This window comes from Tropicimonas sp. IMCC6043, from assembly GCF_004146235.1.
Taxonomy (GTDB): Bacteria; Pseudomonadota; Alphaproteobacteria; order Rhodobacterales; family Rhodobacteraceae; genus Tropicimonas.
Genome location: NZ_SELO01000002.1, coordinates 166224 through 186041, shown reverse-complemented (window position 1 = coordinate 186041; position 19818 = coordinate 166224). Strand labels below are relative to the sequence as shown.

At 68.8% G+C, this 19818-nt stretch carries 15 protein-coding genes and 1 riboswitch; of the genes, 11 read left to right on the top strand and 4 right to left on the bottom strand.

The window, feature by feature from the left end:
• Positions 1 to 39 precede the first annotated feature (39 nt).
• Entirely contained in the window at positions 40 to 1236 is a 1197-nt protein-coding gene (locus tag EU800_RS03160) for an alanine--glyoxylate aminotransferase family protein (protein WP_129628481.1), read from the top strand.
• 126 nt (positions 1237 to 1362) lie between these two features.
• Here the strand turns inward: EU800_RS03160 and EU800_RS03155 are convergent, their stop codons facing one another.
• Positions 1363 to 2583 carry a hypothetical protein gene (locus tag EU800_RS03155; protein WP_129628479.1) on the bottom strand — a complete coding sequence of 407 codons (1221 nt, stop codon included), beginning with the start codon at positions 2581 to 2583 and terminating at the stop codon, positions 1363 to 1365.
• Positions 2584 to 2816: 233 nt separating this feature from the next.
• On the opposite strand from EU800_RS03155, the gene smc reads away from it, so the two are divergent.
• Positions 2817 to 6275 (top strand): chromosome segregation protein SMC, encoded by a 3459-nt coding sequence (gene smc, locus EU800_RS03150; protein ID WP_129628478.1) that lies wholly within the window; start codon positions 2817 to 2819, stop codon positions 6273 to 6275.
• A gap of 24 nt (positions 6276 to 6299) precedes the next feature.
• On the opposite strand, the gene EU800_RS03145 is transcribed toward smc, so the two are convergent.
• The 3 genes from EU800_RS03145 to cobA form a co-directional block, all read right to left on the bottom strand.
• On the bottom strand, positions 6300 to 7475 hold the full coding sequence (locus EU800_RS03145) for a lytic murein transglycosylase (protein ID WP_129628476.1): 1176 nt from the start codon (positions 7473 to 7475) through the stop codon (positions 6300 to 6302).
• A gap of 81 nt (positions 7476 to 7556) precedes the next feature.
• Positions 7557 to 8852 (bottom strand): cobyrinate a,c-diamide synthase, encoded by a 1296-nt coding sequence (locus EU800_RS03140; RefSeq protein WP_129628475.1) that lies wholly within the window; start codon positions 8850 to 8852, stop codon positions 7557 to 7559.
• The gene (cobA, locus tag EU800_RS03135; RefSeq protein ID WP_129628473.1) at positions 8849 to 9709 is read right to left on the bottom strand and encodes a uroporphyrinogen-III C-methyltransferase; all 861 of its coding nucleotides are present in this window, start codon (positions 9707 to 9709) and stop codon (positions 8849 to 8851) included. The genes EU800_RS03140 and cobA overlap by 4 nt, the downstream gene beginning before the upstream one ends.
• A 95-nt stretch (positions 9710 to 9804) precedes the next feature.
• Here cobA and EU800_RS03130 point away from each other — a divergent pair, with 95 nt between their 5' ends.
• From EU800_RS03130 to EU800_RS03090, 9 genes are all read left to right on the top strand, one after another.
• Positions 9805 to 10881, top strand: coding sequence for a cobalt-precorrin-5B (C(1))-methyltransferase (locus EU800_RS03130; RefSeq protein ID WP_129628890.1), 1077 nt, complete (start codon positions 9805 to 9807; stop codon positions 10879 to 10881).
• Positions 10878 to 11642 (top strand): cobalt-precorrin-6A reductase, encoded by a 765-nt coding sequence (locus EU800_RS03125; RefSeq protein ID WP_129628471.1) that lies wholly within the window; start codon positions 10878 to 10880, stop codon positions 11640 to 11642. The genes EU800_RS03130 and EU800_RS03125 overlap by 4 nt, the downstream gene beginning before the upstream one ends.
• A riboswitch (cobalamin riboswitch) is annotated at positions 11637 to 11841 on the top strand. Its footprint overlaps the gene before it by 6 nt.
• A gap of 108 nt (positions 11842 to 11949) precedes the next feature.
• Positions 11950 to 13023 (top strand): cobalamin biosynthesis protein CobW, encoded by a 1074-nt coding sequence (gene cobW / locus EU800_RS03120; RefSeq protein WP_129628469.1) that lies wholly within the window; start codon positions 11950 to 11952, stop codon positions 13021 to 13023.
• Complete coding sequence (locus EU800_RS03115) at positions 13020 to 13478, top strand: GNAT family N-acetyltransferase (protein WP_129628467.1); 459 nt, start codon at positions 13020 to 13022, stop codon at positions 13476 to 13478. The genes cobW and EU800_RS03115 overlap by 4 nt, the downstream gene beginning before the upstream one ends.
• The gene (gene cobN, locus EU800_RS03110; RefSeq protein ID WP_129628465.1) at positions 13478 to 17224 is read left to right on the top strand and encodes a cobaltochelatase subunit CobN; all 3747 of its coding nucleotides are present in this window, start codon (positions 13478 to 13480) and stop codon (positions 17222 to 17224) included. The genes EU800_RS03115 and cobN overlap by 1 nt, the downstream gene beginning before the upstream one ends.
• Positions 17221 to 17469, top strand: coding sequence for a hypothetical protein (locus EU800_RS03105; RefSeq protein WP_129628463.1), 249 nt, complete (start codon positions 17221 to 17223; stop codon positions 17467 to 17469). Before cobN ends, EU800_RS03105 begins: the two co-directional genes overlap by 4 nt.
• A complete protein-coding gene (gene cobO, locus EU800_RS03100) occupies positions 17466 to 18089 on the top strand; it encodes a cob(I)yrinic acid a,c-diamide adenosyltransferase (RefSeq protein WP_129628461.1) in 624 nt (207 codons plus the stop codon). The genes EU800_RS03105 and cobO overlap by 4 nt, the downstream gene beginning before the upstream one ends.
• Positions 18089 to 18352, top strand: coding sequence for a YrhK family protein (locus EU800_RS03095; RefSeq protein WP_129628459.1), 264 nt, complete (start codon positions 18089 to 18091; stop codon positions 18350 to 18352). The genes cobO and EU800_RS03095 overlap by 1 nt, the downstream gene beginning before the upstream one ends.
• Positions 18353 to 18357: 5 nt before the next feature.
• Positions 18358 to 19818: a cobyric acid synthase gene (locus tag EU800_RS03090; protein WP_129628457.1), complete on the top strand. Its 1461-nt coding sequence runs from the start codon at positions 18358 to 18360 to the stop codon at positions 19816 to 19818.

Genomic DNA, 19818 nt, shown 5'->3' with positions numbered 1-19818 from the left:
GTCCTAGGAGCGGCTGTCCCAGTTCCGGAGCGTCGTCCCATGAACCTGTCTCGCGGCTCTCACTACCTTGCCATCCCCGGACCATCGGTCATGCCCGAGGCCGTCCTGCGCGCCATGCACCGGCCGGCGCCGAACATCTATACCGGCGAACTGCACGATATTGTAGATACGATCATCCCGGACCTGAAACAGGTTGCCAAAACCGATCAGAACGTGGCGCTCTACATCTGCAACGGCCATGGGGCCTGGGAGGCCGCGCTCAGCAATGTCTTCCGGCGCGGCGACAAGGCGCTCGGGCTAGTCACCGGGCGGTTCGGCGAGGGCTGGTCGGCGACGGCGGAGCGGCTGGGCGTCGAGGTTGCGCGCCTCGATTTCGGGCGTCGCGCGGCGGTGGATCTCGATGCGGTCGCCGCGGCGTTGGACGCGGATCGCGACCACGAGATCCGCGCCGTCATGACGGTGCAGGTTGACACCGCGACCTCGGTGAAGAACGACATCGCCGGGCTGCGGGCCGTGCTCGACCGGCTCGGCCACCCGGCGCTGCTGATGGTCGATTGCATCGCCAGTCTGGCGGTCGACGAGTTTCACATGGATGCATGGGGTGTCGACGTGATGGTGACCGCCAGCCAGAAGGGGCTGATGACGCCACCGGGGCTGGGCTTCGTCTATTTCTCGCAGAAGGCGGATGCGGCGCGGGAGCGCTCGGACCTTGCGACCGCCTATTGGGACTGGCGGCCGAGAGTTCGGGCAGAGGCCTTCTACCAGTATTTCAACGGCACCGCACCGACGCACCACCTCTACGGCCTGCGCGCGGCGCTGGACCTGATCCGCGAGGAGGGAATGGAACAGATCTGGGCGCGGCACGCGGCGCTGGCCCGCGCCATCTGGGCGGCGGTCGATGCCTGGGGCGCGGCCGGCCCGCTGGAGCTCAACGTGCCGGAGCCGGGCATTCGCAGCCACGCGGTAACCACGGTGCGCGCCGGCGGCGGCGCCGGGACGCGGCTGCGCGACTGGGTGAGTGTCAATGCCGGCCTGACGCTCGGCATCGGGCTCGGCATGGCGAGCCCTGAGGATCCGGCCTCGGACGGGGTCTTCCGGATCGGGCATATGGGATACGTCAATGCCCAGATGGTAATGGGGGCGCTCGGCGCGATCGACACAGGGTTGAAGGCGCTTGGCATTCCACACGGGTCCGGTGCGCTGGAGGAGGCCGCGACGGTGCTCGCGCGGGCCTGAAGGCGGCGCCGGGACCGCCCAAGAGAGTTCAGGGGCTCTGAAAGAACGCGCCCGCAACGGCAACGAGCCATGCGGGCGACGTTTCGGCGACGGGGAGCGGGCGGCGATCACGCCGCCCGGATTTCCTTACTCGGCAGGCGTTGCGATCGCGCCGTGGCGGACCGCGGTCCGGCCGAAGTGCTGCCGGTTTAGCCGCAGCAGCAGGGCGATCATCGCGAACTGGAATGCGACAGCGATGGCGGAGACGATCCAGAAGGCGAGGGAATACTTATCGACCACGCCCGAGGCCACGAGGCCCTTGTTCAGCCAGAATTGCAGCATGACCGAGAGCGCGACACCGGGGCAGACCAGCGCGTAGGAGCCCGGCGAGGTCTTCGATCCGAAGACGAAGTCGCTGAAATAGGCCTGACGGCGCAGAACGAGCAGGCCGAGCATCAGGAAGATGATCTGCACGGTCAGGAGCTGCGACAGCATCATCAGCGAGTCGGTGGCGGCACTGTGGACGTCGAAGGTCGCGTGCAGCCCGTGAGACTGGCGCAGGAAGGTGATGCCGAGGATGGTCATGATCGGAACGATGATCATCAGCGTGGGGCCGGATTCCTTCGCCGTGCCGTGATGCAGCATCGAGTTGAAGGCGGTGATTGCGGCGACGACCATGTAGAGCGCAGAAGCGACGGCGAAGAAGGTCGAGATCACCAGGGCGAGGCCGACCGTCACCGTGTTGTGGCTCATCGCGGCGGGCGCGGCGAAGCCGACGGCGACCATGGAGAGCGCGAATGCCGGTGTCAGCTGGGCGAAGGAGTTGTGGGCCGTGACGTCGAACACGCCGCCCTTGCTCAGCACCCGGCCGAGGAAGTCGCCGATGATCCGGAGCGCTATAACGCCGACGACGCCGAAGGCGATCATTGCAAGCGGGAAGAGATATTCCACGATCGACCAGAGCCCAGGCACGAAGGCGAGACCGGCGATGAACAGTCCGTTGATCGACATCGCAAGCGCCAGGGGCATGGCCGTGATCGTGGTCTCGGCGTTGGAATTGCGCAGCTCTTCATAGACCGGGGTCTTCTTGAAGGCGCGATAAGCGCGCAGGTTCCAGAGGAGGTATTTCAGGTTCAGGTAAACGAAAACGGCAATGCCGGCCCAGGCAATGGCGATGCCGGCCTGCTGGAGGACGCCGCCTTCGGTGTAGGCGGACCAGATGTGCTCGAAGGTCGGCACCGGGATGCCGGGATGAGGCACCCACATGAAGAGATACATGAAGAAGGTGACCGACAATCCCCCGGCGCCGAGTGAGCCGAGGAAGTAGAGCGGGGAATATCTGTCCGCGGGACGGGAGACGGTGTCCATGAGTCACTCCTTTTGTATTCGCATTATTGAATGTGTTTACGGAGGAAAAAGCTGTATGGCAAGTATATTTGAACTGTTCCGTTCAGTTTTTTGTGGCGCAGGGCATCTGGGACGTCTGGCGAATAGATATAGTGGACCGCCAGTTCACCTGTCCCACATTCTGGGGTGTCGCTTGACAATTTGCGCGTCTTTGCCAGACTCTCGCAGCTTCACGACTCGCGCAGGGCAGGCATTTGCGATTCTCACGTTTGCGACTCAACGGCTTCAAGAGCTTCGTCGATCCGACCGAACTGGTGATCGCGGACGGGCTGACGGGCGTGGTGGGACCGAACGGCTGCGGCAAGTCAAACCTCCTCGAGGCGCTGCGTTGGGTAATGGGCGAAAACCGCCCGACGGCGATGCGTGGCGGCGGCATGGAGGACGTGATCTTTGCCGGCGCGGCAAGCCGGCCAGCGCGCAATTTCGCCGAAGTCTGCCTGATGATCGACAATTCGGAACGGCTTGCGCCTTCCGGATTCAACGAGGCGGATTCGCTTGAGATCATCCGGCGGATCACGCGCGATGTCGGCTCTGCCTACAAGGCGAATGCCCGCGACGTGCGGGCGCGCGACATCCAGATGCTGTTTGCCGACGCTTCGACCGGCAGCCAGTCGCCCGCGCTGGTCCGTCAGGGCCAGATCAGCGAGCTGATCAACGCCAAGCCGAAGAACCGTCGCCGCATCCTTGAAGAGGCGGCCGGCATCTCCGGCCTCTATCAGCGCCGCCACGAGGCGGAACTGAAGCTGAACGCGGCGGAACAGAACCTCGCGCGGGTCGATGACGTAATCGAGCAGCTCGCCGGACAGCTTGCGCAGCTTGCGCGGCAGGCGAAACAGGCTGAGCGCTACCGGACCATCGGGGCCGAGCTGCGTCGTGCTGAGGGCTTGCTGCTCTACCGGCGCTGGCGCGAGGCGTCCGATGCGCTGGAGGCAGCGCGGACGGAGCTTCGCGAGCGGATGACTGCGGCGGCAAAGGCCGAGCGGCTGGCGGTCGAGACGGCACGACGGCGCGAGACGGCAGACGAGGCGCTGCCGCCGCTGCGTGAGGAGGAAGCGATCGCCGCCGCGGTGCTGCAGCGCCTTCAGGTCGAACTCGGGGCGATCGGCGAGGAGGAGAACCGCGCCAGGAATTCCATCGCGACGCTCGAGCGGCAGATCCTGCAGATGGCGCAGGATGTCGAGCGCGAGGCAGGGTTAAACCGCGACGCCGGCGAGACGATCGCCCGGCTGGCGCAGGAACGCGACGCTCTGGCCACCGAGACCGAGGGACACGCGGAAGCCCTGGCGGCAGCGGTCGAGGCGGCGCGGATCGCCGCCTCGAACCTGCAAGGCAGGGAAAGCGACCTGGCGGCGCTGACCGAAGACGTCGCCCGCCTTGCGGCACGCCACCAGTCGGCCGAGCGCATGGAGACGGACGCCACGCAGGCGGTTTCGCGCCACGAGCAGGAGGCAAGGTCGGCGCAAGCGGTCGTCGAGCAAGCGAGCGGCGTTCTCTCGGGATCGACCGAGGCGCTGGAGCTGGCCGAGGCCGGACTCGAGGCGGCGACCCTGATGGCCGAGGAGGCCGAGGCGACGCTGGCGGAGGCCGACACCGCGCGCGCAGACTGCGCTGCGCGTGAGGCCGAGGCGCGGGCGGAGCATTCGGCGGCCGAGGGCGAGGCCCAGGCGCTGCGCGCCGAGGTTGCCGCGCTGGCACGGCTGGTCGAGCGTGACGCCAGCGAGGGCGACCAGGTGATGGACCGGATCCGGGTCGATTTCGGATTCGAAAAGGCGCTTGGCGCGGCGCTGGCCGACGATCTGCGCGCGCCCGAGATCGGGTCGGAGGCGGTCGGCTCCGGCTGGGCACCTCTGCCGCCCTACGAGGCGGCGCAATCTCTCCCGGATGGCGTCGAGTCGTTGGCCGAGCGGATGGACGTGCCCGGCGTCCTGGGCCGGAGGATGGCGCAGGTCGGTCTGGTGGCGGCAACGGACGGGCCGCGGTTGCAGGCAGCGCTGAAGCCGGGGCAGCGGCTGGTGAGCCCGGAGGGCGATCTCTGGCGATGGGACGGGTTCCGAGCGGCGGCGGCGGATGCGCCCTCGGCCGCAGCGCTGCGTCTCCAGCAGCTCAACCGTCTGGTTGCGCTGAAGCGCGACTTGGAGGACGCGGCCGCACGCTCCGAAGGCGCGGCCCATGCCCATGCCCTCCTGCACCGCCAGTTGCAGGAGCTGAGTGAGGCGGATCGGGCGGCACGCCAGGCGCGCAAGGACGCCGACACGGCGCTGGCAGCGGCGAGCCGGGCGCTGAGCCGGGCGGAGAACGAGCGCGCAATGGCCGAGACGCGGCTGGAAGCGGCGGAACTCGCCGTTGCGAGACACCGCGACGAGGCGGAATCGGCGCGTGAGCGGTTGGAGGAGGCGCGCGCGGCGCGCGCGGAGCTGGCGGATCTCTCCGAGGCGCGGCTCGGGATCGAGACGGCAAAGGCGCAGGTCGAGGGCTCACGGCGCGACATGATGGCGGCGCGGGCTGCGCAGGACGAGTTGAGGAGGCTGGGGGAGGCGCGCGAGAGGCGCCTGAAGGAGATCGCTCGCGACATCGACGGCTGGCAGAAGCGGCTCGACAATGCCGAGGCGCGGAGCGCCGATCTCGAGGCGCGCAAGGAGGCGGCGATGGAGGATCTCGAGATCGCCCGCGCCGCGCCGGAGGAGATCGCCGTGCGCAAGGAAAAGCTGACCGTTGGGCTTGAGGCGGCGGAAGCCCGGCGGCGTGCGGCGGCAGATGCGCTTGCTGCCGCCGAAACCGTGTTCCGCGAGGCCGAACGCGCCGAGCGGGACGCGGAGAAGTTCGCCGGACACGCCCGTGAGGCGCGTGCTGCGTCCGAGGCTCGCGCCGAGGCGGCGCAAGAGGTGCTCGACGGCGCGGTGAGCTGGATCCGCGAAGAGTTGGAGACGACCCCGGAGGCGCTGCTGGAAGCGCTCGATGCCGACCCGGAGACGATGCCATCCATGGAGGCGATCGAGGCGGACATTGCCCGCCTGCGCCGCGGCCGCGACGCGCTCGGTGCGGTGAACCTGCGCGCCGAGGAGGACGCCAAGGAGGTGGCGGGCGAACATGCCGCGCTGGTCGAGGAGAAGCGCGATCTCCAGGAGGCGATCCGCGCGCTGAGAGGCGGCATTGCAAGCCTCAACCGCGAGGGGCGCGAGCGGCTGCTGACGGCCTTCGAGGAGGTCAACGGCAATTTCCGCCTGCTCTTTACCCATCTCTTCGGCGGCGGCGAGGCGAAGCTGGAACTGGTGGAGAGCGACGACCCGCTGGAGGCTGGTCTCGAGATCATGTGCATGCCGCCGGGCAAGAAGCTCTCGACGCTGTCGCTGCTGTCGGGGGGCGAGCAGACTTTGACGGCGCTGGCCCTGATCTTTGCGGTCTTCCTCGCCAACCCGGCGCCGATCTGCGTGCTCGACGAGGTCGACGCGCCGCTCGACGACGCCAACGTGACCCGTTTTTGCGACCTGCTCGACGAGATGGTCAACCGCGCCGACACGCGTTTCCTGATCATCACCCACCACGCCGTCACGATGAGCCGGATGGACCGGCTCTTCGGGGTGACGATGCAGGAACAGGGCGTGAGCCAGCTCGTTTCGGTTGATCTCAAGAAGGCCGAGGCGCTGGTCGCCTGAGCCGGCCCTGTCTCTGGGTGTCGGTCAGAGCGCGTTCAGCATCGCTGGCGTCGGCCAGGCATCCGCCGGCATCCCCAGCCGAAGCTGTTCGGCTTGCACGGCCTCGCGGGTCTTTTCGCCGAGAATGCCGTCAATTCCGCCCACGTCGTGGCCACGTTCGACGAGCTTGCGCTGGAGCGCCTGGATCTGCTCGCCCGAGAGGCCGGGAGCCGGGTTGCCCGCGTCATAGATCTGAGCGCCTTCGAGCCGCGTTGCGAAATAGGCCGCAGTCAGGACATAGGTGAAGCTCTGGTTCCACTCGAAATAGATGTTGAAATTCGGATAGGCGAGGAAGGCCGGCCCGTCCTTGCCCTGCGGCAGAATCAGCGCCGCCGGTAGCCCGGGCGCGGCCAGAGGCCCGCCGCGCGGGGTCACGCCAAGAGCGGCCCAGTCGGCTGCGAGGCGGGGATGGTCGAGCCCGGTCAGCGCCCAGTCGAGCCCGGCAGGCACCGTGACTTCCTGGAGCCACGGCTCGTTCGGCCGCCAGCCGAGTGCGCGCAGCATCGCCGCACCGGACATCAGCGCGTCCGGCACGGAGGTCTTGAGCGAGACATGCCCGTCGCCATCGCCGTCGACGCCGTTCTCGAGAATGTCGCCGGGCAGCATCTGCACCATGCCGATCTCGCCCGCCCAGGCACCGGTCACACTCGCAGGGTCGAAATCGCCCCGCTCGTAGAGCGTGAGCGCCGCGAAGACCTGCGGCTGGAAGAGCTCGGGCCGGCGGCAGTCGTGGCTCAGCGTCATCAGCGCGTTGGCGGTGTTGAAATTCCCTTGGACCGCCCCGTAATCGGTTTCGAGCGCCCAGAAGGCCAGCAGCACGCCCGGACTAACGCCCTGCTCGCGTTCGATCCGTTCGAAGATCGGCGCGTAGGTTTTCAGGTTGGCACGGCCGTTCTGGATCCGGTTCTGGCTGATAACCCGGCGGGAAAAGTCGATGAAGGGGAGCTGGAAGATGCCCTGCGCGCGGTCGCGTTGCAGCACCTTGGGGTCTTGCCGCAGCCCGCCAAAAAAGCGTTCCGCGGCGGCAGGGTCGTGGCCGCGGGCGATCGCCTCGGCTTGCATTGCTGCCCGGAACTCCGAGAAAGAGCCGCCGCAGGGGATCTCGGCCCGCGCGGATGCCGGGATCAGGGCGAGGAGGGCGAGGGCGGCGAGGCGGTGCATGTCATTCTCCAAAGGGACGTCCGGCGCCACCCTAGCGAAGCGGGGCCGCGCGACAAGCGTCGTTCACTGACAGATCCGCGATCAGGCCGGTCCGATCACATGGGCGAAGGAGCCGGAGACACGGCCGATATGCAGGCCCATCGGCGCAAGGCGCGTGCCGGCGGCGTCCGTGGCCTCGAAGAGCCGGTCGGCCGCGCCTTCCGACTGGATCGTCGCGTAGTGGAACTCATGCCCGAGAAGGGTCGCGCTCCAGGGAGCGCCGGGCAGGGGAGAAAGCCTGCGGTAGCCGAGAGTCAGCCTGCGCTGGCGGAACGACGTGGAATGCGGTAGTAGGCCGAGCATCTCGTGGCGCGTGCCTTCAGCATCGACGAGCCCCTCGCCGAGCACCATGAAGCCGCCGCATTCTCCATAGATCAGTGCCCCGCGGTCGACGGCCGCGCGCATGAGCGCATGGAACCGGCTGGCCGCGGCGAGCTGTCCGGCAAAGAGCTCGGGATAGCCGCCGGGCAGGAAGACGGAATCGGCCAGGGGGGCCGGCCCCTCGTCGTCGAGCGGCGAGAAGGGAAGGATCTCAGCGCCCTGGGCGCGCCAGTCGGCCAGCAGATGCGGATAGGCGAAGGCGAAGGCGGGATCGGCGGCAACCGCGATCCGTTGGCCTGGCGGCGTCAGGCGGGGGAAGCCGCCCAAGTCACCGGCGGAGGCGAGTGGTTGGGCGGCACCGACAAGCGCGTCGAGGTCGATCGCCGCTTCGACCCGGTCCGCTGCGTGCTCGAGAAACGTGTCGAGCCCCTCGGTCTCGGCCGCCTGCACGAGCCCCAGATGGCGCTCCGGAAGGTGCAGCGCGGTGTCGCGCAGGAGAGCGCCGAAGACAGGCACCTTTGCCGCCGCGAGCGGTTTTGCCGCCAGCTCGGCATGGCTCTCCGTTCCGGCGCGGTTCAGGATCACCCCGGCCAGCGGGAGCTTGGGGCGCAGTGACTGCAGGCCGACAGCCGGGAGGAGCGCGGACTGGCCGGATTTCGCCACGTCGAGCACCAGCACGACCGGGAGCCCGAGGATCTCGGCGAGGTCAGCAGCCGAGCCGCGACCGTCGCGGCCGGCGTCGAGCACGCCCATCGCGCCTTCGACGAGGAGCAGCGCGCCCCCCTGCGCCGCGGCCCGTCCTCGCAGGGCGTCCGGCGGCATCGCCCATGCATCGAGATTGACAGAGGGTGATCCGCAGGCGGCTTCGTGGAAGGCGGGGTCGATATAATCGGGGCCGCTCTTGGCCGCGCGGATGTCGATCCCACGACGCTTGAGCGCCCGGAGCAGCCCGAGGGTCACGGTGGTCTTGCCGGCTCCGGACGTCGGAGCGGCGATCACGAACCCACGTGCGCTCATGAGACTTGCCGCGATCCTCCGGTGCCGAGCGGGTCTGGGTCGCGCACCGGCTCGCCGCGAAGCTGGCCGGCCCAGTCGATCACCTTCCGCAGAAGGACCACCCGGCCGACGCAGACGATGGCCGGCGCCTCCATGCCATGCGCCGTCGCATCCGCCGCTGCGTCGCCGAGCGTGGTTTCGAGCACCCGCATCTGCGGCAGCGTTGCGTTGGAGACGATGGCGACCGGCTCGCCCGCGTCGCGCCCCGAGGCCAGAAGCTCGCCGCTGATCTGCGCCAGATGCTTGATCGCCATGTAGATCACGATCACCGGGCTGCCCTTGGCCACCGCTTTCCAGTCGACCGCCGAGGGCGCGAGCCCGGTCTGGTCGTGCCCGGTCAGGAAAGTGACAGCCTGGTTGACGTCCCGATGGGTGACGGGGATGCCGGCATGGGCGAGGCCGCCGATCCCGGCCGAGATGCCGGGCGTGACACGGATCGGAATGCCCGCCTGCACCAGCGTCTGAGCCTCCTCGCCACCTCGGCCGAAGACGAATGGGTCGCCGCCCTTGAGACGCAGCACCCGCTTGCCGGCACGGGAGAGATCGATGAGGCGGAGCGAGATGTCGCGTTGCTGTGCAGACGGCTTGCCACCGCGCTTGCCGGCATATTCCAGCGCGCTTCCGGGCCGGCGCCACGCCAGGATCCGGTCATCGACCAGCGCGTCGTGCACGACCACGTCGGCCAGCCTGAGCGCGTGGAGCGCCTGCAGGGTCAGGAGCCCGGGCTCGCCCGGACCGGCGCCGACAAGCCAGACAAGGCCCGGCGGGAAGTCCGGCCAGTCATGGTCGGGCAAGATGATCTGGGTGTCCTGAGTCATGGCGTCCAGCATATCGCCGCGCGGCAGCGATGGCGAGAGACCGCGCCGGTCTTTGCCCCTGTCGCGAGATGTCGCATCCGGGCTATAGCTGCGCCATGGACCGTGAACCGACAAGACCCCTGCGCACGGGCTTCACCACCGGCGCCTGCGCCACCGCCGCGGCTGCGGCCGCGGCCGGAGCCCTCGTGACGGGCACCTGGGTCGATCCGGTAGAGATCACCCTGCCGCGCGGTCAGCGAGTGATGTTCCCGCTGGCGGAGCGGGAAACGGGCGCGGGCTGGGCGCGGGCCGTCGTCATCAAGGACGCGGGCGATGACCCGGACGTGACACATGGCGCGCGGGTCACCGTGACCGTCCGCGCGGGAGAACCGGGACAGGGTCTGCGCTTCCTGGCCGGTGAGGGGGTTGGCAGGGTGACGCGACCGGGCCTGCCGGTGCCGGTGGGGGAACCCGCGATCAACCCTGTCCCGCGTCAGATGATCGCCCGGGCGCTCGGCGATCTCGGTGTGGCGCCCGATTTCGACGTCACCATCGCCATTCCCGGCGGCGCGGCGCTGGCCGAGAAGACCTGGAACCCGCGGCTCGGCATCGTCGGCGGGTTGTCGATCCTCGGCACCACCGGCATCGTCCGCCCGTTTTCCTGTGCCGCTTGGATCGCCTCGATCCACCGCGGGATCGACGTTGCCCGCGCCTCGGGGCTGACCCATGTCGCGGGCGCAACCGGAGCGACATCCGAGAGGGTCGCCCAGGCGCATTTCGGCCTGCCGGATCACGCGATGATCGACATGGGGGATTTCGCCGGCGGCATGTTGAAATATCTCGCCCGGCACCCGGTCGAACGGGTCACCATCGCGGGTGGGTTCGGCAAGCTCACCAAGCTCTCGCAGGGGGCGCTGGACCTTCATTCCGCCCGCAGCCGGGTCGATTTCGACCGTCTCGCGGCGATGGCGGCCAGTCTCGGCGCGGACCGGGAGGCTGTCGCCGCCTGCAACACCGCCAGCGAGGCGCTGTCTCGCGTCGGCCCGCCGCTCGCACTTGCGGTCGCTGCGGCCGCGCAGGCACGGGCGCAGGCGATGGTCGCGTCGGCCGGGATCGCGCTCGATATCCTGCTGATCGACCGGGCGGGAAACCTCGTCGCGCTGGCCGACGCCGCGGGGGCGCGGAGCCGATGAGCCGGCCGCATGTCCTGCTGCTGGCGGGAACCTCCGAGGCGCGGCAGCTTGCCGGAATGCTGGCGGGTTGGCCGCTCGACCTTACGGTGTCGCTGGCGGGCGCGACCCAGGCGCCGGCGCCTGTTCCGGGTCGCCTCCGGACCGGAGGCTTCGGCGGAGCGGCCGGTCTTGCGGACTGGCTCGAGGCGCAGTCGGTCGACCTGCTGGTGGATGCGACGCATCCTTTTGCGGAGGCGATATCCGCCAATGCGGCCGCGGCCGCCGCGCAGGTGGGGTGCCCGCTTCTGCGCTTCGAACGTTCGCCCTGGCGGCCCGCGCCCGGGGAGCGCTGGCAGACCCATGCCTCGCTGGAAGCCGCTTTGCTCGCCCTTCCGGCGGGCGCGCGGGCGCTGCTGACCACGGGATCCCGCCGGTTGGCAGCCCTGGCCGAGCGGCCCGACGTGACGTTGATCCTGCGTGCCATCGAGATGCCCGCGGACCTGCCGCCGCGAGTCGAGCCGATTCTCGCCCGCCCGCCCTTCACCGAGGCAGGGGAGCGCGCCCTCATGACGCAACACCGCATCACCCATCTGGTGACCCGAAATTCCGGCGGGGCCGGGCGTGCCAAGCTCACGGCCGCTGCCGCGCTTGGCGTGGAGGTACTGATGATTGCGCGCCCCGTGTCGCCGCCGGAGGGGGAGACCCTCGACAATGTCGCCGCCCTGAGCGCGCGGATCGCCGAGCGGCTGGCGCTTGACACTGCTTCGGGCGGGGCTCCATAACCGCGCTCACGAGGTTCCCGGGCGCGGCCCGGGCGAAGAGGGAATGCGACGGCCTTCGCTGAAGCGCGGGTCAATCGCAGCCGCCCCCGCGACTGTATGCGGCGAGCGCGCGCCCCGTGCCACTGGTGTTGCCACCGGGAAGGCCGGCGCGAGCAGGGACCCGTGAGCCAGGAGACCTGCCTCGCATGCCCGGTCCCGGCCGGTGCGGGAAACGACTCGGGCGGGGTGCCTCGGGTGTTCTGGGCGTCCGGCCCGTCCCGCGCGACGATCTGCACCCGTGGAACAATGTGGCTTAGGAGCCTGAGCGATGGCACAGAAGATCCCTGCAACGGTCGTGACCGGTTTCCTCGGCGCCGGAAAGACGACGCTGATCCGGCACCTGGTCGAGAACGCCAATGGCCGTCGCATCGCGCTCATCATCAACGAGTTCGGCGATCTCGGTGTGGATGGCGAGATCCTCAAGGGTTGCGGCATCTCGGGCTGTGCCGAGGAAGACGTGGTGGAGCTGTCGAACGGCTGCATCTGCTGCACCGTGGCCGAGGATTTCCTGCCCGCGATCCAGAAGCTGATCGACCGCGACGAGGCGCCCGACCATATCGTGATCGAGACCAGCGGACTCGCTCTGCCGCAGCCGCTGGTGCGCGCCTTCAACTGGCCCGACATCCGCACCCGCGTGACCGTCGACGGCGTCGTCGCGGTGGTCGACGGGCCGGCGCTTGCGGAGGGAAGGTTCGCCGCCAACGAGGCCGCGGTAGACGCGCAGCGGGAGGCAGATGACACGATCGACCACGAGACGCCCCTTTCGGAGCTTTTCGAGGACCAAGTCGCCTGCGCCGACATGGTTGTGGTCAACAAGGCGGACCTGATGGGTGCGGCGGCGGCGAGCGCCCTGACGGCGAAGTTGCGCGGCGAAGTGCGCGCCGGCGTCTCGGTGTTGCAGTCGGAGATGGGCGTTGTCGATGCGGCAGTCCTGCTCGGGCTCGGCATCGGCGCGGAGGACGACATGGAAGGCCGCCACGAGGTTCATCACCATCATCACCATGACGACGACGATGATGACGACGACGATCATGACCACGCGCATGCCCACGGGCATGACGAGTTCGAGAGCTTCGTTGTCCACCGCGCCGAGATCGCCGATCCGGCCGCCTTCGCCGAGCAGGTGGCCGCGGTGATCCGGACCCATGACATCCTGCGGCTCAAGGGCTTCGCGGCGGTTTCGGGCAAGCCGATGAGGCTGACCTTTCAGGCCGTCGGACCTCGGGTCGACAGCTATTTCGACCGTCCCTTTGCCGCGCACGAGCCACGCGAGACGCGGCTCGTGGTGATCGGCCAGGCCGGGCTCGACCGGTTGGCGATCGAGCAGGCGCTGGTGACATGAGCGAGAACGTCTTCATACGCCGATGCAGTCCGCGTGATCACGGTGCGATGGTTCTCCTGCAGGCAAGTCATGGCGTGATCGGGCATGCCGGGCCGGGCGATCCCGGCCTTACAAGCGCCGTTGACCGGCTCTGCATGCCGGGTATCCATTTCTTCGTCGCCGAGCGGGGCGGGCGCAGCCTGGGCTGCATTGCGCTGGCCGAGCGACCCGACTACGGCGAGGTCAAGTCGCATTTCGTCGATCCCGACGGCCGCGGCCTCGGCATTGGTGACCTTCTGCTGGAGCATGTCATCGAGGTGGCGAAGGAACGCGGCTTGAAGCGGATCAAGCTGGAAACCTGCGACGGGCTCCACCACGCGATGCGCCTCTATCTGCGCCACGGATTCACCGATTGCGAGCGCTTCGGCGAATATCCCGACAGCCCGCATTCGACCTTCCTGGAAAAGGCCCTCTGATGCATCTGCTCGCGGCGACGCCCGGACAGGTTTCGGACGGCAGCGAACCGGTCGACCCCGGCCAGAGCCCGGCCGACGTGATCTTTCTGTCGGCCGCCGATACCGAGCTCGCCGCACTCTCGGAGGCCCGCCAGGGGCTCGGCGAGGACGCTCCGAGCCTGCGGCTGGCCAACCTCGGCTGGCTCGGCCATCCGTTCTCGGTGGACCGTTACGTCGGTGACACTGCGGAACGGTCGCGGATGGTCATCGCGCGCGTCCTTGGTGGCGCGGCCTATTGGCAATATGCGGTCGAGCAGCTTTCGGCGAGGCTGCGCGCCGCGAATGTGCCGCTTGTCCTGCTGCCGGGCGACGACAAGCCCGACGCGGAGCTGCTCGCTCTTTCCACCGTTTCGCGCGCCGACTGGCAGGCGCTCTGGGCCTATTGCATCGAAGGCGGTCCACAGAATGCGCGGCATTTCCTAGAGTTGACCGCGCATATGCTGGGGCAGGGGGAGCGCCCGCCCGATGCCGAGCCGTTGCTGCGCGCCGGGCTCTATTGGCCGGGTGCGGCGCGCGCGGATCTCGAGACGCTGCGGGCGCATTGGACGCCCGGCGCTCCGGTCGCGGCGATCACGTTTTACCGCGCGCTGCTCCAGGGAGCGGGGCTCCACCCGGTCAACCAGCTTGTCAAGGCGTTGCTCCGGCGCGGGCTGAACCCGCTGCCGGTTTTCGTCGCGTCGCTGAAGGACCCGGTCTCGATTGCCACGCTTGAGGGCATCTTTGCCGAGGCGCTGCCCGATGTGGTGCTGAACGGCACGAGCTTCGCGGTCTCGTCGCCGGACCCGGCGGCCTGGGGTGGCGCGCGGCCTGCCACCGTGCTCGACGCGCCCGGTGCGCCGGTGTTGCAGGTGGTTCTGTCGGGCGGCTCGGAGGCGGCCTGGGCGGAGGCCGCGCGCGGGCTGTCGGCGCGCGACATCGCGATGAACGTGGCGCTTCCTGAGGTCGACGGGCGTATCCTTTCCCGCGCGATCAGTTTCAAGAGCCAGGCCTATTTCGATGAGGCGACGCAATGCGCCATCGCCGCCTATCGCGCCCGCGGCGACCGGGTGCAGTTCGTCGCAGAGCTTGCGGCGCGTTGGGCACGGCTGCGGCGCAAACCGGCGCCGGAGCGGCGGGTGGCGCTGGTGCTGGCGAATTATCCCAACAAGGACGGGCGGCTCGCAAATGGCGTCGGGCTCGACACGCCGGCCGCGACGATCAAGGTTCTGACTGCGCTTCGGGAGGCCGGATATGGCGTCGCGGGCGCACCGGCGGAGTCGGCTGAGCTGATGGCGCAGATCCTCGCCGGGCCGACCAACTGGCTGACCGACCGCGCGACGCGAGAGGGTGGAGAGCGGCTGTCGCTGGAAGCGTATCGCAAGGCCTATGACGCGTTGCCGCTCGAACTCCGCCAGCAGATCGAGGATCGGTGGGGCCCGCCTGAGGCCGACCCGTTCTGCGACGGCGCGGGCTTCGCGCTGTCGATCCTGCGCTACGGAAACGCGGTGGTCGGCATCCAGCCGGCACGTGGCTACAACATCGACCCCGAGGAGACCTATCACGCGCCGGACCTCGTGCCGCCGCACAACTACCTTGCCTTCTACATCTGGTGCCGGGAGGTCTTCGCCGCCGATGCCATCGTCCACATGGGCAAGCACGGCAACCTCGAATGGTTGCCCGGCAAGGCGGTCGCGCTCTCGGAAACCTGCTTTCCGGAGGCGGTGCTGGGACCCATGCCGCATGTCTACCCGTTCATCGTCAACGATCCCGGCGAGGGCACGCAGGCCAAGCGCCGCGCGCAGGCGGTGATCGTCGATCACCTGACCCCACCGCTGACCCGCGCCGAGAGCTACGGGACGATGCGCGATCTCGAAGCGCTGGTCGACGAGTATTACCAGGCCGCCGGGTTGGACCCGCGGCGGATCGGCTATCTCAGGGACGAGATCCTGTCGCTGATGGAGGCGACCGGCCTCGCCGTGGATGCCGGTGTCCGGGACGGCGACGATTCCGACAGCCGGCTCCAGAAGCTCGACGCCTATCTCTGCGAGTTGAAAGAGAGCCAGATCCGTGACGGGCTGCATGTCTTCGGGCAGGCGCCGGAGGGGCGGTTGGCGACCGACCTGCTGGTGGCGCTGACGCGTGTGCCGCGCGGCAGGGGCGAGGGGCGCGATGCCTCCCTGCTGCGGGCGCTTGCGGCGGATTTCGGCATGGCGTTCGACCCGCTGGATTGCGACATGGCCGCGCCTTGGGACGGGCCCCGTCCGGAAGCGCTCGCCGGGCCGAAGATGTCGCCCGAGGAGGCGGGGTCGCTCTGGCGCAGCGCCGGTGACACCGTCGAGCGGCTGGAGATCCTCGCCGCCCGGCTGGTTGAATCCGGCGCCGAATCCGCGCCGGGTCCGGCCTCCGCGCAGGTGCTGGAGGAGATCGATGCGTCCCTGCGCCCTGTCATCGCCGCAACCGGCCGGTACGAAATGGAGGGTCTTCTCATGGCGCTCGACGGTCGCTTCCTTGCGCCCGGCCCCTCCGGCGCGCCGACACGGGGCCGGCTCGACGTCCTGCCGACGGGACGGAACTTCTTCTCGGTCGATGCCCGCGCGATCCCGACGCGGGCGGCCTGGTCGCTGGGGTGGAAATCCGCAAGCCTCCTGATTGACCGGCATTTGCAGGAGCATGGCGACTGGCCACGCCGCCTGGCGCTCACGGCCTGGGGCACGGCGAACATGCGTACGGGTGGCGATGACATCGCCCAAGCGCTGGCGCTGATGGGGGTGAAGCCGGTGTGGGACGAGATGTCGGGCCGTGTGACCGGCTTCGAGATCATCCCGGCCTCGGCGCTCGGGCGCCCGCGGGTGGATGTGACGCTGCGGATCTCGGGCTTTTTCCGCGACGCCTTCCCGGCGCAGGTGGACCTCGTGGCGTCCGCCGCGCGCGCGGTCATGCAGCTCGACGAGCCCGAGGCAGAGAACCCGGCGGCGGCGCGCTACCGGGTGGAGGCGGAGGCGGTCGGCGCGGCGCGTGCAGGCTATCGCGTCTTCGGCTCGCGGCCGGGGGCCTATGGTGCCGGCCTGCAGGCGATGATCGACGAGAAGCTCTGGGAGAGCAGGGGCGATCTCGCGGAGGCGTACCTGACCTGGGGCGGCTATGCCTATGGCGAAGGCGCCGAGGGCACGGCGGCGCGAGACGACTTCGCCGGACGGCTGGCGCGCGTCGAGGCGGTGGTCCAGAATCAGGACAACCGCGAGCACGACCTTCTCGACAGCGACGACTACTACCAGTTCGAGGGCGGCCTGGCGGCGACGGTGGAGACGCTCCGCGGCGAGGCGCCTCAGGTCTATCACAACGATCACTCCCGCCCAGAGCGCCCGGTGATCCGCACGCTTGACGAGGAGATCGGCCGCGTCGTCCGTGCCCGGGCCGCCAACCCGAAATGGATCGCGGGCGTGAAGCGTCACGGCTACAAGGGCGCGTTCGAGATGGCAGCGACGGTCGATTATCTCTTTGCCTTTGCCGCGACGACGCGGGCGGTCAGGAACCACCATTTCGACCTCGTCTACGAGGCCTATCTCGACGACGACGAGACGCGGGATTTCATCGCCGAAGCGAACGCTCCGGCGCTGCGGGAAATGGCGGAGCGCTTCGAGGAGGCGATCGAGCGCGGCCTCTGGGTGCCGCGCTCGAACTCGGCTCGTGCGATGCTGGCTGATCTGAGAGCGGAGCGCGCAGAATGAGTCGCGGGATCCCGGAGGCGAGCCATGGCTCCTGCGACGGGCACCGGCGTCGGATCGTCCAGGAACGGCAGTCGGCTCCGCTGGCACGGTCGCGCCGATCGCTGCCGCCGACGACCTTGCCGGAGATGCAGGCAGATTTGAAATCGACATTCCTTGTCCACCACGGCGCCCATCTGCCGTGGCTCAGGATCGACGACGACTTGCCCCGCTACACGCGCGGCGCCACCGAGGGAGAGCCCGAATGAGCGAACCGACAGACCGCGACGAGATTGACCGTCACAATGCCAAGATGGCCAAGAAGAAGGCCGCGCGCGACAAGATCATGGCCGGCAAGACCGAGGAGCGGGGCCTCATCATCGTCCATACCGGCAAGGGCAAGGGGAAGTCCTCGGCCGCTTTCGGGATGATCTTTCGCTGCATCGCGCATGGAATGCCCTGCGCCGTGGTGCAGTTCATCAAGGGTGGCATGGAGACCGGCGAACGGACGCTGATTCAGGAGCATTTCGCCGATGCCTGCCCGTTCTATGCCATGGGCGAGGGCTTTACCTGGGAGACGCAGGACCGCGCGCGGGATATCGAGATGGCGCAGGCGGCCTGGACGAAGGCGAAGGAGCTGATCGCCGACGAGACCAACCGGATGGTGCTGCTCGACGAGATCAATATCGCGTTGCGTTATGACTACATCGACATCGCCGAGGTGGTCGCCTTCCTGACAGAGCACAAGCCGCCGATGACCCATGTCGTGCTCACCGGGCGCAACGCCAAGGAGGAGCTGATCGAGATCGCCGATCTCGCGACCGAGATGGAACTCCTGAAACACCCGTTCCGCTCCGGCGTGAAGGCGCAGGCGGGGGTCGAGTTCTGATGTTCGACCCGCGGCTGCACGATGCCGGGCCGGATCACATCGCGGTCTACGGCTTCTACGAGAAGCTTTACACCATGATCGACCTTTCCGCCGCGCTCTGTTTCGTCGTTGGTTCGGTGATGTTCTTCTTCGATGCCTGGCAGATCCCCGGAACGTGGCTTTTCCTCGTTGGCTCGGTCTTTTTCGCCGCGCGCCTCGCGGTCCGGTTCCTGCGCGAGTTCCACCTCGCCCGGCTGCCGCTGCCCGGCGACGCCAGGAAGTGAGCCGCATGGGCGCGCTGATGGTCCAGGGTGCCGGCTCCAATGTCGGCAAGTCGATGCTGGTCGCCGGGCTGGCGCGGGCCTTTGTCCGCCGCGGCCTCGCCGTGCGGCCGTTCAAGCCGCAGAACATGTCCAACAATGCTGCCGTGACCGCCGATGGCGGGGAGATCGGCCGGGCGCAGGCATTGCAGGCACTGGCCTGCGGGGTCGAGCCGGTGGTGGACATGAACCCGGTGCTGCTCAAGCCCGAGACAGAGACCGGCGCGCAGGTCGTGGTGCAGGGCCAGCGCGTGGCCACGGTGGCGGCGCGTGATTACGCGGGGCTGAAGCCGCGGCTTTTGGCGCCAGTGCTGGAGAGTTTCCAGCGGCTTGGCGATCAGGCGGATCTCGTGCTGGTCGAGGGGGCGGGCAGCCCGGCCGAGGTGAATCTGCGCGCCGGCGACATCGCCAATATGGGTTTCGCGCGCGCGGCGGGCTGCCCGGTGCTGCTGCTGGGCGATATCGACCGTGGCGGGGTGATCGCCCAACTTGTCGGCACGCGGGCGGTGCTCGATCCTGCGGACGCGGCGCTGATCCACGGCTTCGCGATCAACAAGTTCCGCGGCGATCCGGCGCTGTTCGAGGACGGCTACCGGCTGATCGAGGCGCGGACCGGCTGGCGCGGCTTCGGGCTCGTCCCGTGGTTTGCCGAGGCGGGGCGGTTGCCGGCGGAAGACGCGCTGGACCTGCGCGGCACGCAAGGGGCGGGGGCATTCCACATTGCCTGCCCGGTGCTGTCGCGTATCGCCAATTTCGACGATCTCGACCCCTTGGCGCAGGAGCCGGGGGTGCGGCTCAGCATGGTGCGGGCGGGCGAGGCGATCCCGGGCGACGCGGATCTCGTGGTGCTGCCGGGGACCAAATCCACCCGCGGCGATCTCGCCTATCTGCGCGCGCAGGGTTGGGACATCGACATCACGGCGCATCTGCGGCGAGGCGGGCGGTTGCTGGGGCTTTGCGGCGGATACCAGATGCTGGGCCGGCGGATTGTCGACCGGGACGGTCTGGAGGGGCCGGCTGGCGTAACCGAGGGGCTGGGGCTGCTCGACATCGAGACCGAGATGGTGCCCGAGAAGCGGCTCACACGGGTCAATGCTCGGCACGTGGACACGGGCTGCGAGATCCGCGGATACGAGATTCATATCGGCCGCAGCGACGGTCCGGACCGGGCGCGGCCCTTTGCCGAGGTGGCGGGGCGGCCGGAAGGGGCGATCTCGCGGGACGGACGGGTCATGGGGAGCTATCTCCATGGGCTCTTTGCCGATGACGGCTTCCGGGCGGCCTTCCTCGGCCGTCTCGGCGGGCAGGCATCCGCTCTCGGCTATGGCGCCCGCGTCGAGGAGACGCTCGACGCACTGGCCGCGCATCTGGAACGCCACATGGATCTGGACGGGTTGCTCGCCGTGGCGAAATCGGCCGACGAAAGCTGA

Bases quoted from the DNA above. Each gene is read 5' to 3' on its own strand.
- EU800_RS03160 (WP_129628481.1), top strand. From the start codon at position 40: ATGAACCTGTCTCGCGGCTCTCACTACCTTGCCATCCCCGGACCATCG.
- EU800_RS03155 (WP_129628479.1), bottom strand. From the start codon at position 2,583: ATGGACACCGTCTCCCGTCCCGCGGACAGATATTCCCCGCTCTACTTC.
- EU800_RS03145 (WP_129628476.1), bottom strand. From the start codon at position 7,475: ATGCACCGCCTCGCCGCCCTCGCCCTCCTCGCCCTGATCCCGGCATCC.
- EU800_RS03140 (WP_129628475.1), bottom strand. From the start codon at position 8,852: ATGAGCGCACGTGGGTTCGTGATCGCCGCTCCGACGTCCGGAGCCGGC.
- cobA (WP_129628473.1), bottom strand. From the start codon at position 9,709: ATGACTCAGGACACCCAGATCATCTTGCCCGACCATGACTGGCCGGAC.
- EU800_RS03130 (WP_129628890.1), top strand. From the start codon at position 9,805: ATGGACCGTGAACCGACAAGACCCCTGCGCACGGGCTTCACCACCGGC.
- EU800_RS03125 (WP_129628471.1), top strand. From the start codon at position 10,878: ATGAGCCGGCCGCATGTCCTGCTGCTGGCGGGAACCTCCGAGGCGCGG.
- cobW (WP_129628469.1), top strand. From the start codon at position 11,950: ATGGCACAGAAGATCCCTGCAACGGTCGTGACCGGTTTCCTCGGCGCC.
- EU800_RS03115 (WP_129628467.1), top strand. From the start codon at position 13,020: ATGAGCGAGAACGTCTTCATACGCCGATGCAGTCCGCGTGATCACGGT.
- cobN (WP_129628465.1), top strand. From the start codon at position 13,478: ATGCATCTGCTCGCGGCGACGCCCGGACAGGTTTCGGACGGCAGCGAA.
- EU800_RS03105 (WP_129628463.1), top strand. From the start codon at position 17,221: ATGAGTCGCGGGATCCCGGAGGCGAGCCATGGCTCCTGCGACGGGCAC.
- cobO (WP_129628461.1), top strand. From the start codon at position 17,466: ATGAGCGAACCGACAGACCGCGACGAGATTGACCGTCACAATGCCAAG.
- EU800_RS03095 (WP_129628459.1), top strand. From the start codon at position 18,089: ATGTTCGACCCGCGGCTGCACGATGCCGGGCCGGATCACATCGCGGTC.
- EU800_RS03090 (WP_129628457.1), top strand. From the start codon at position 18,358: ATGGGCGCGCTGATGGTCCAGGGTGCCGGCTCCAATGTCGGCAAGTCG.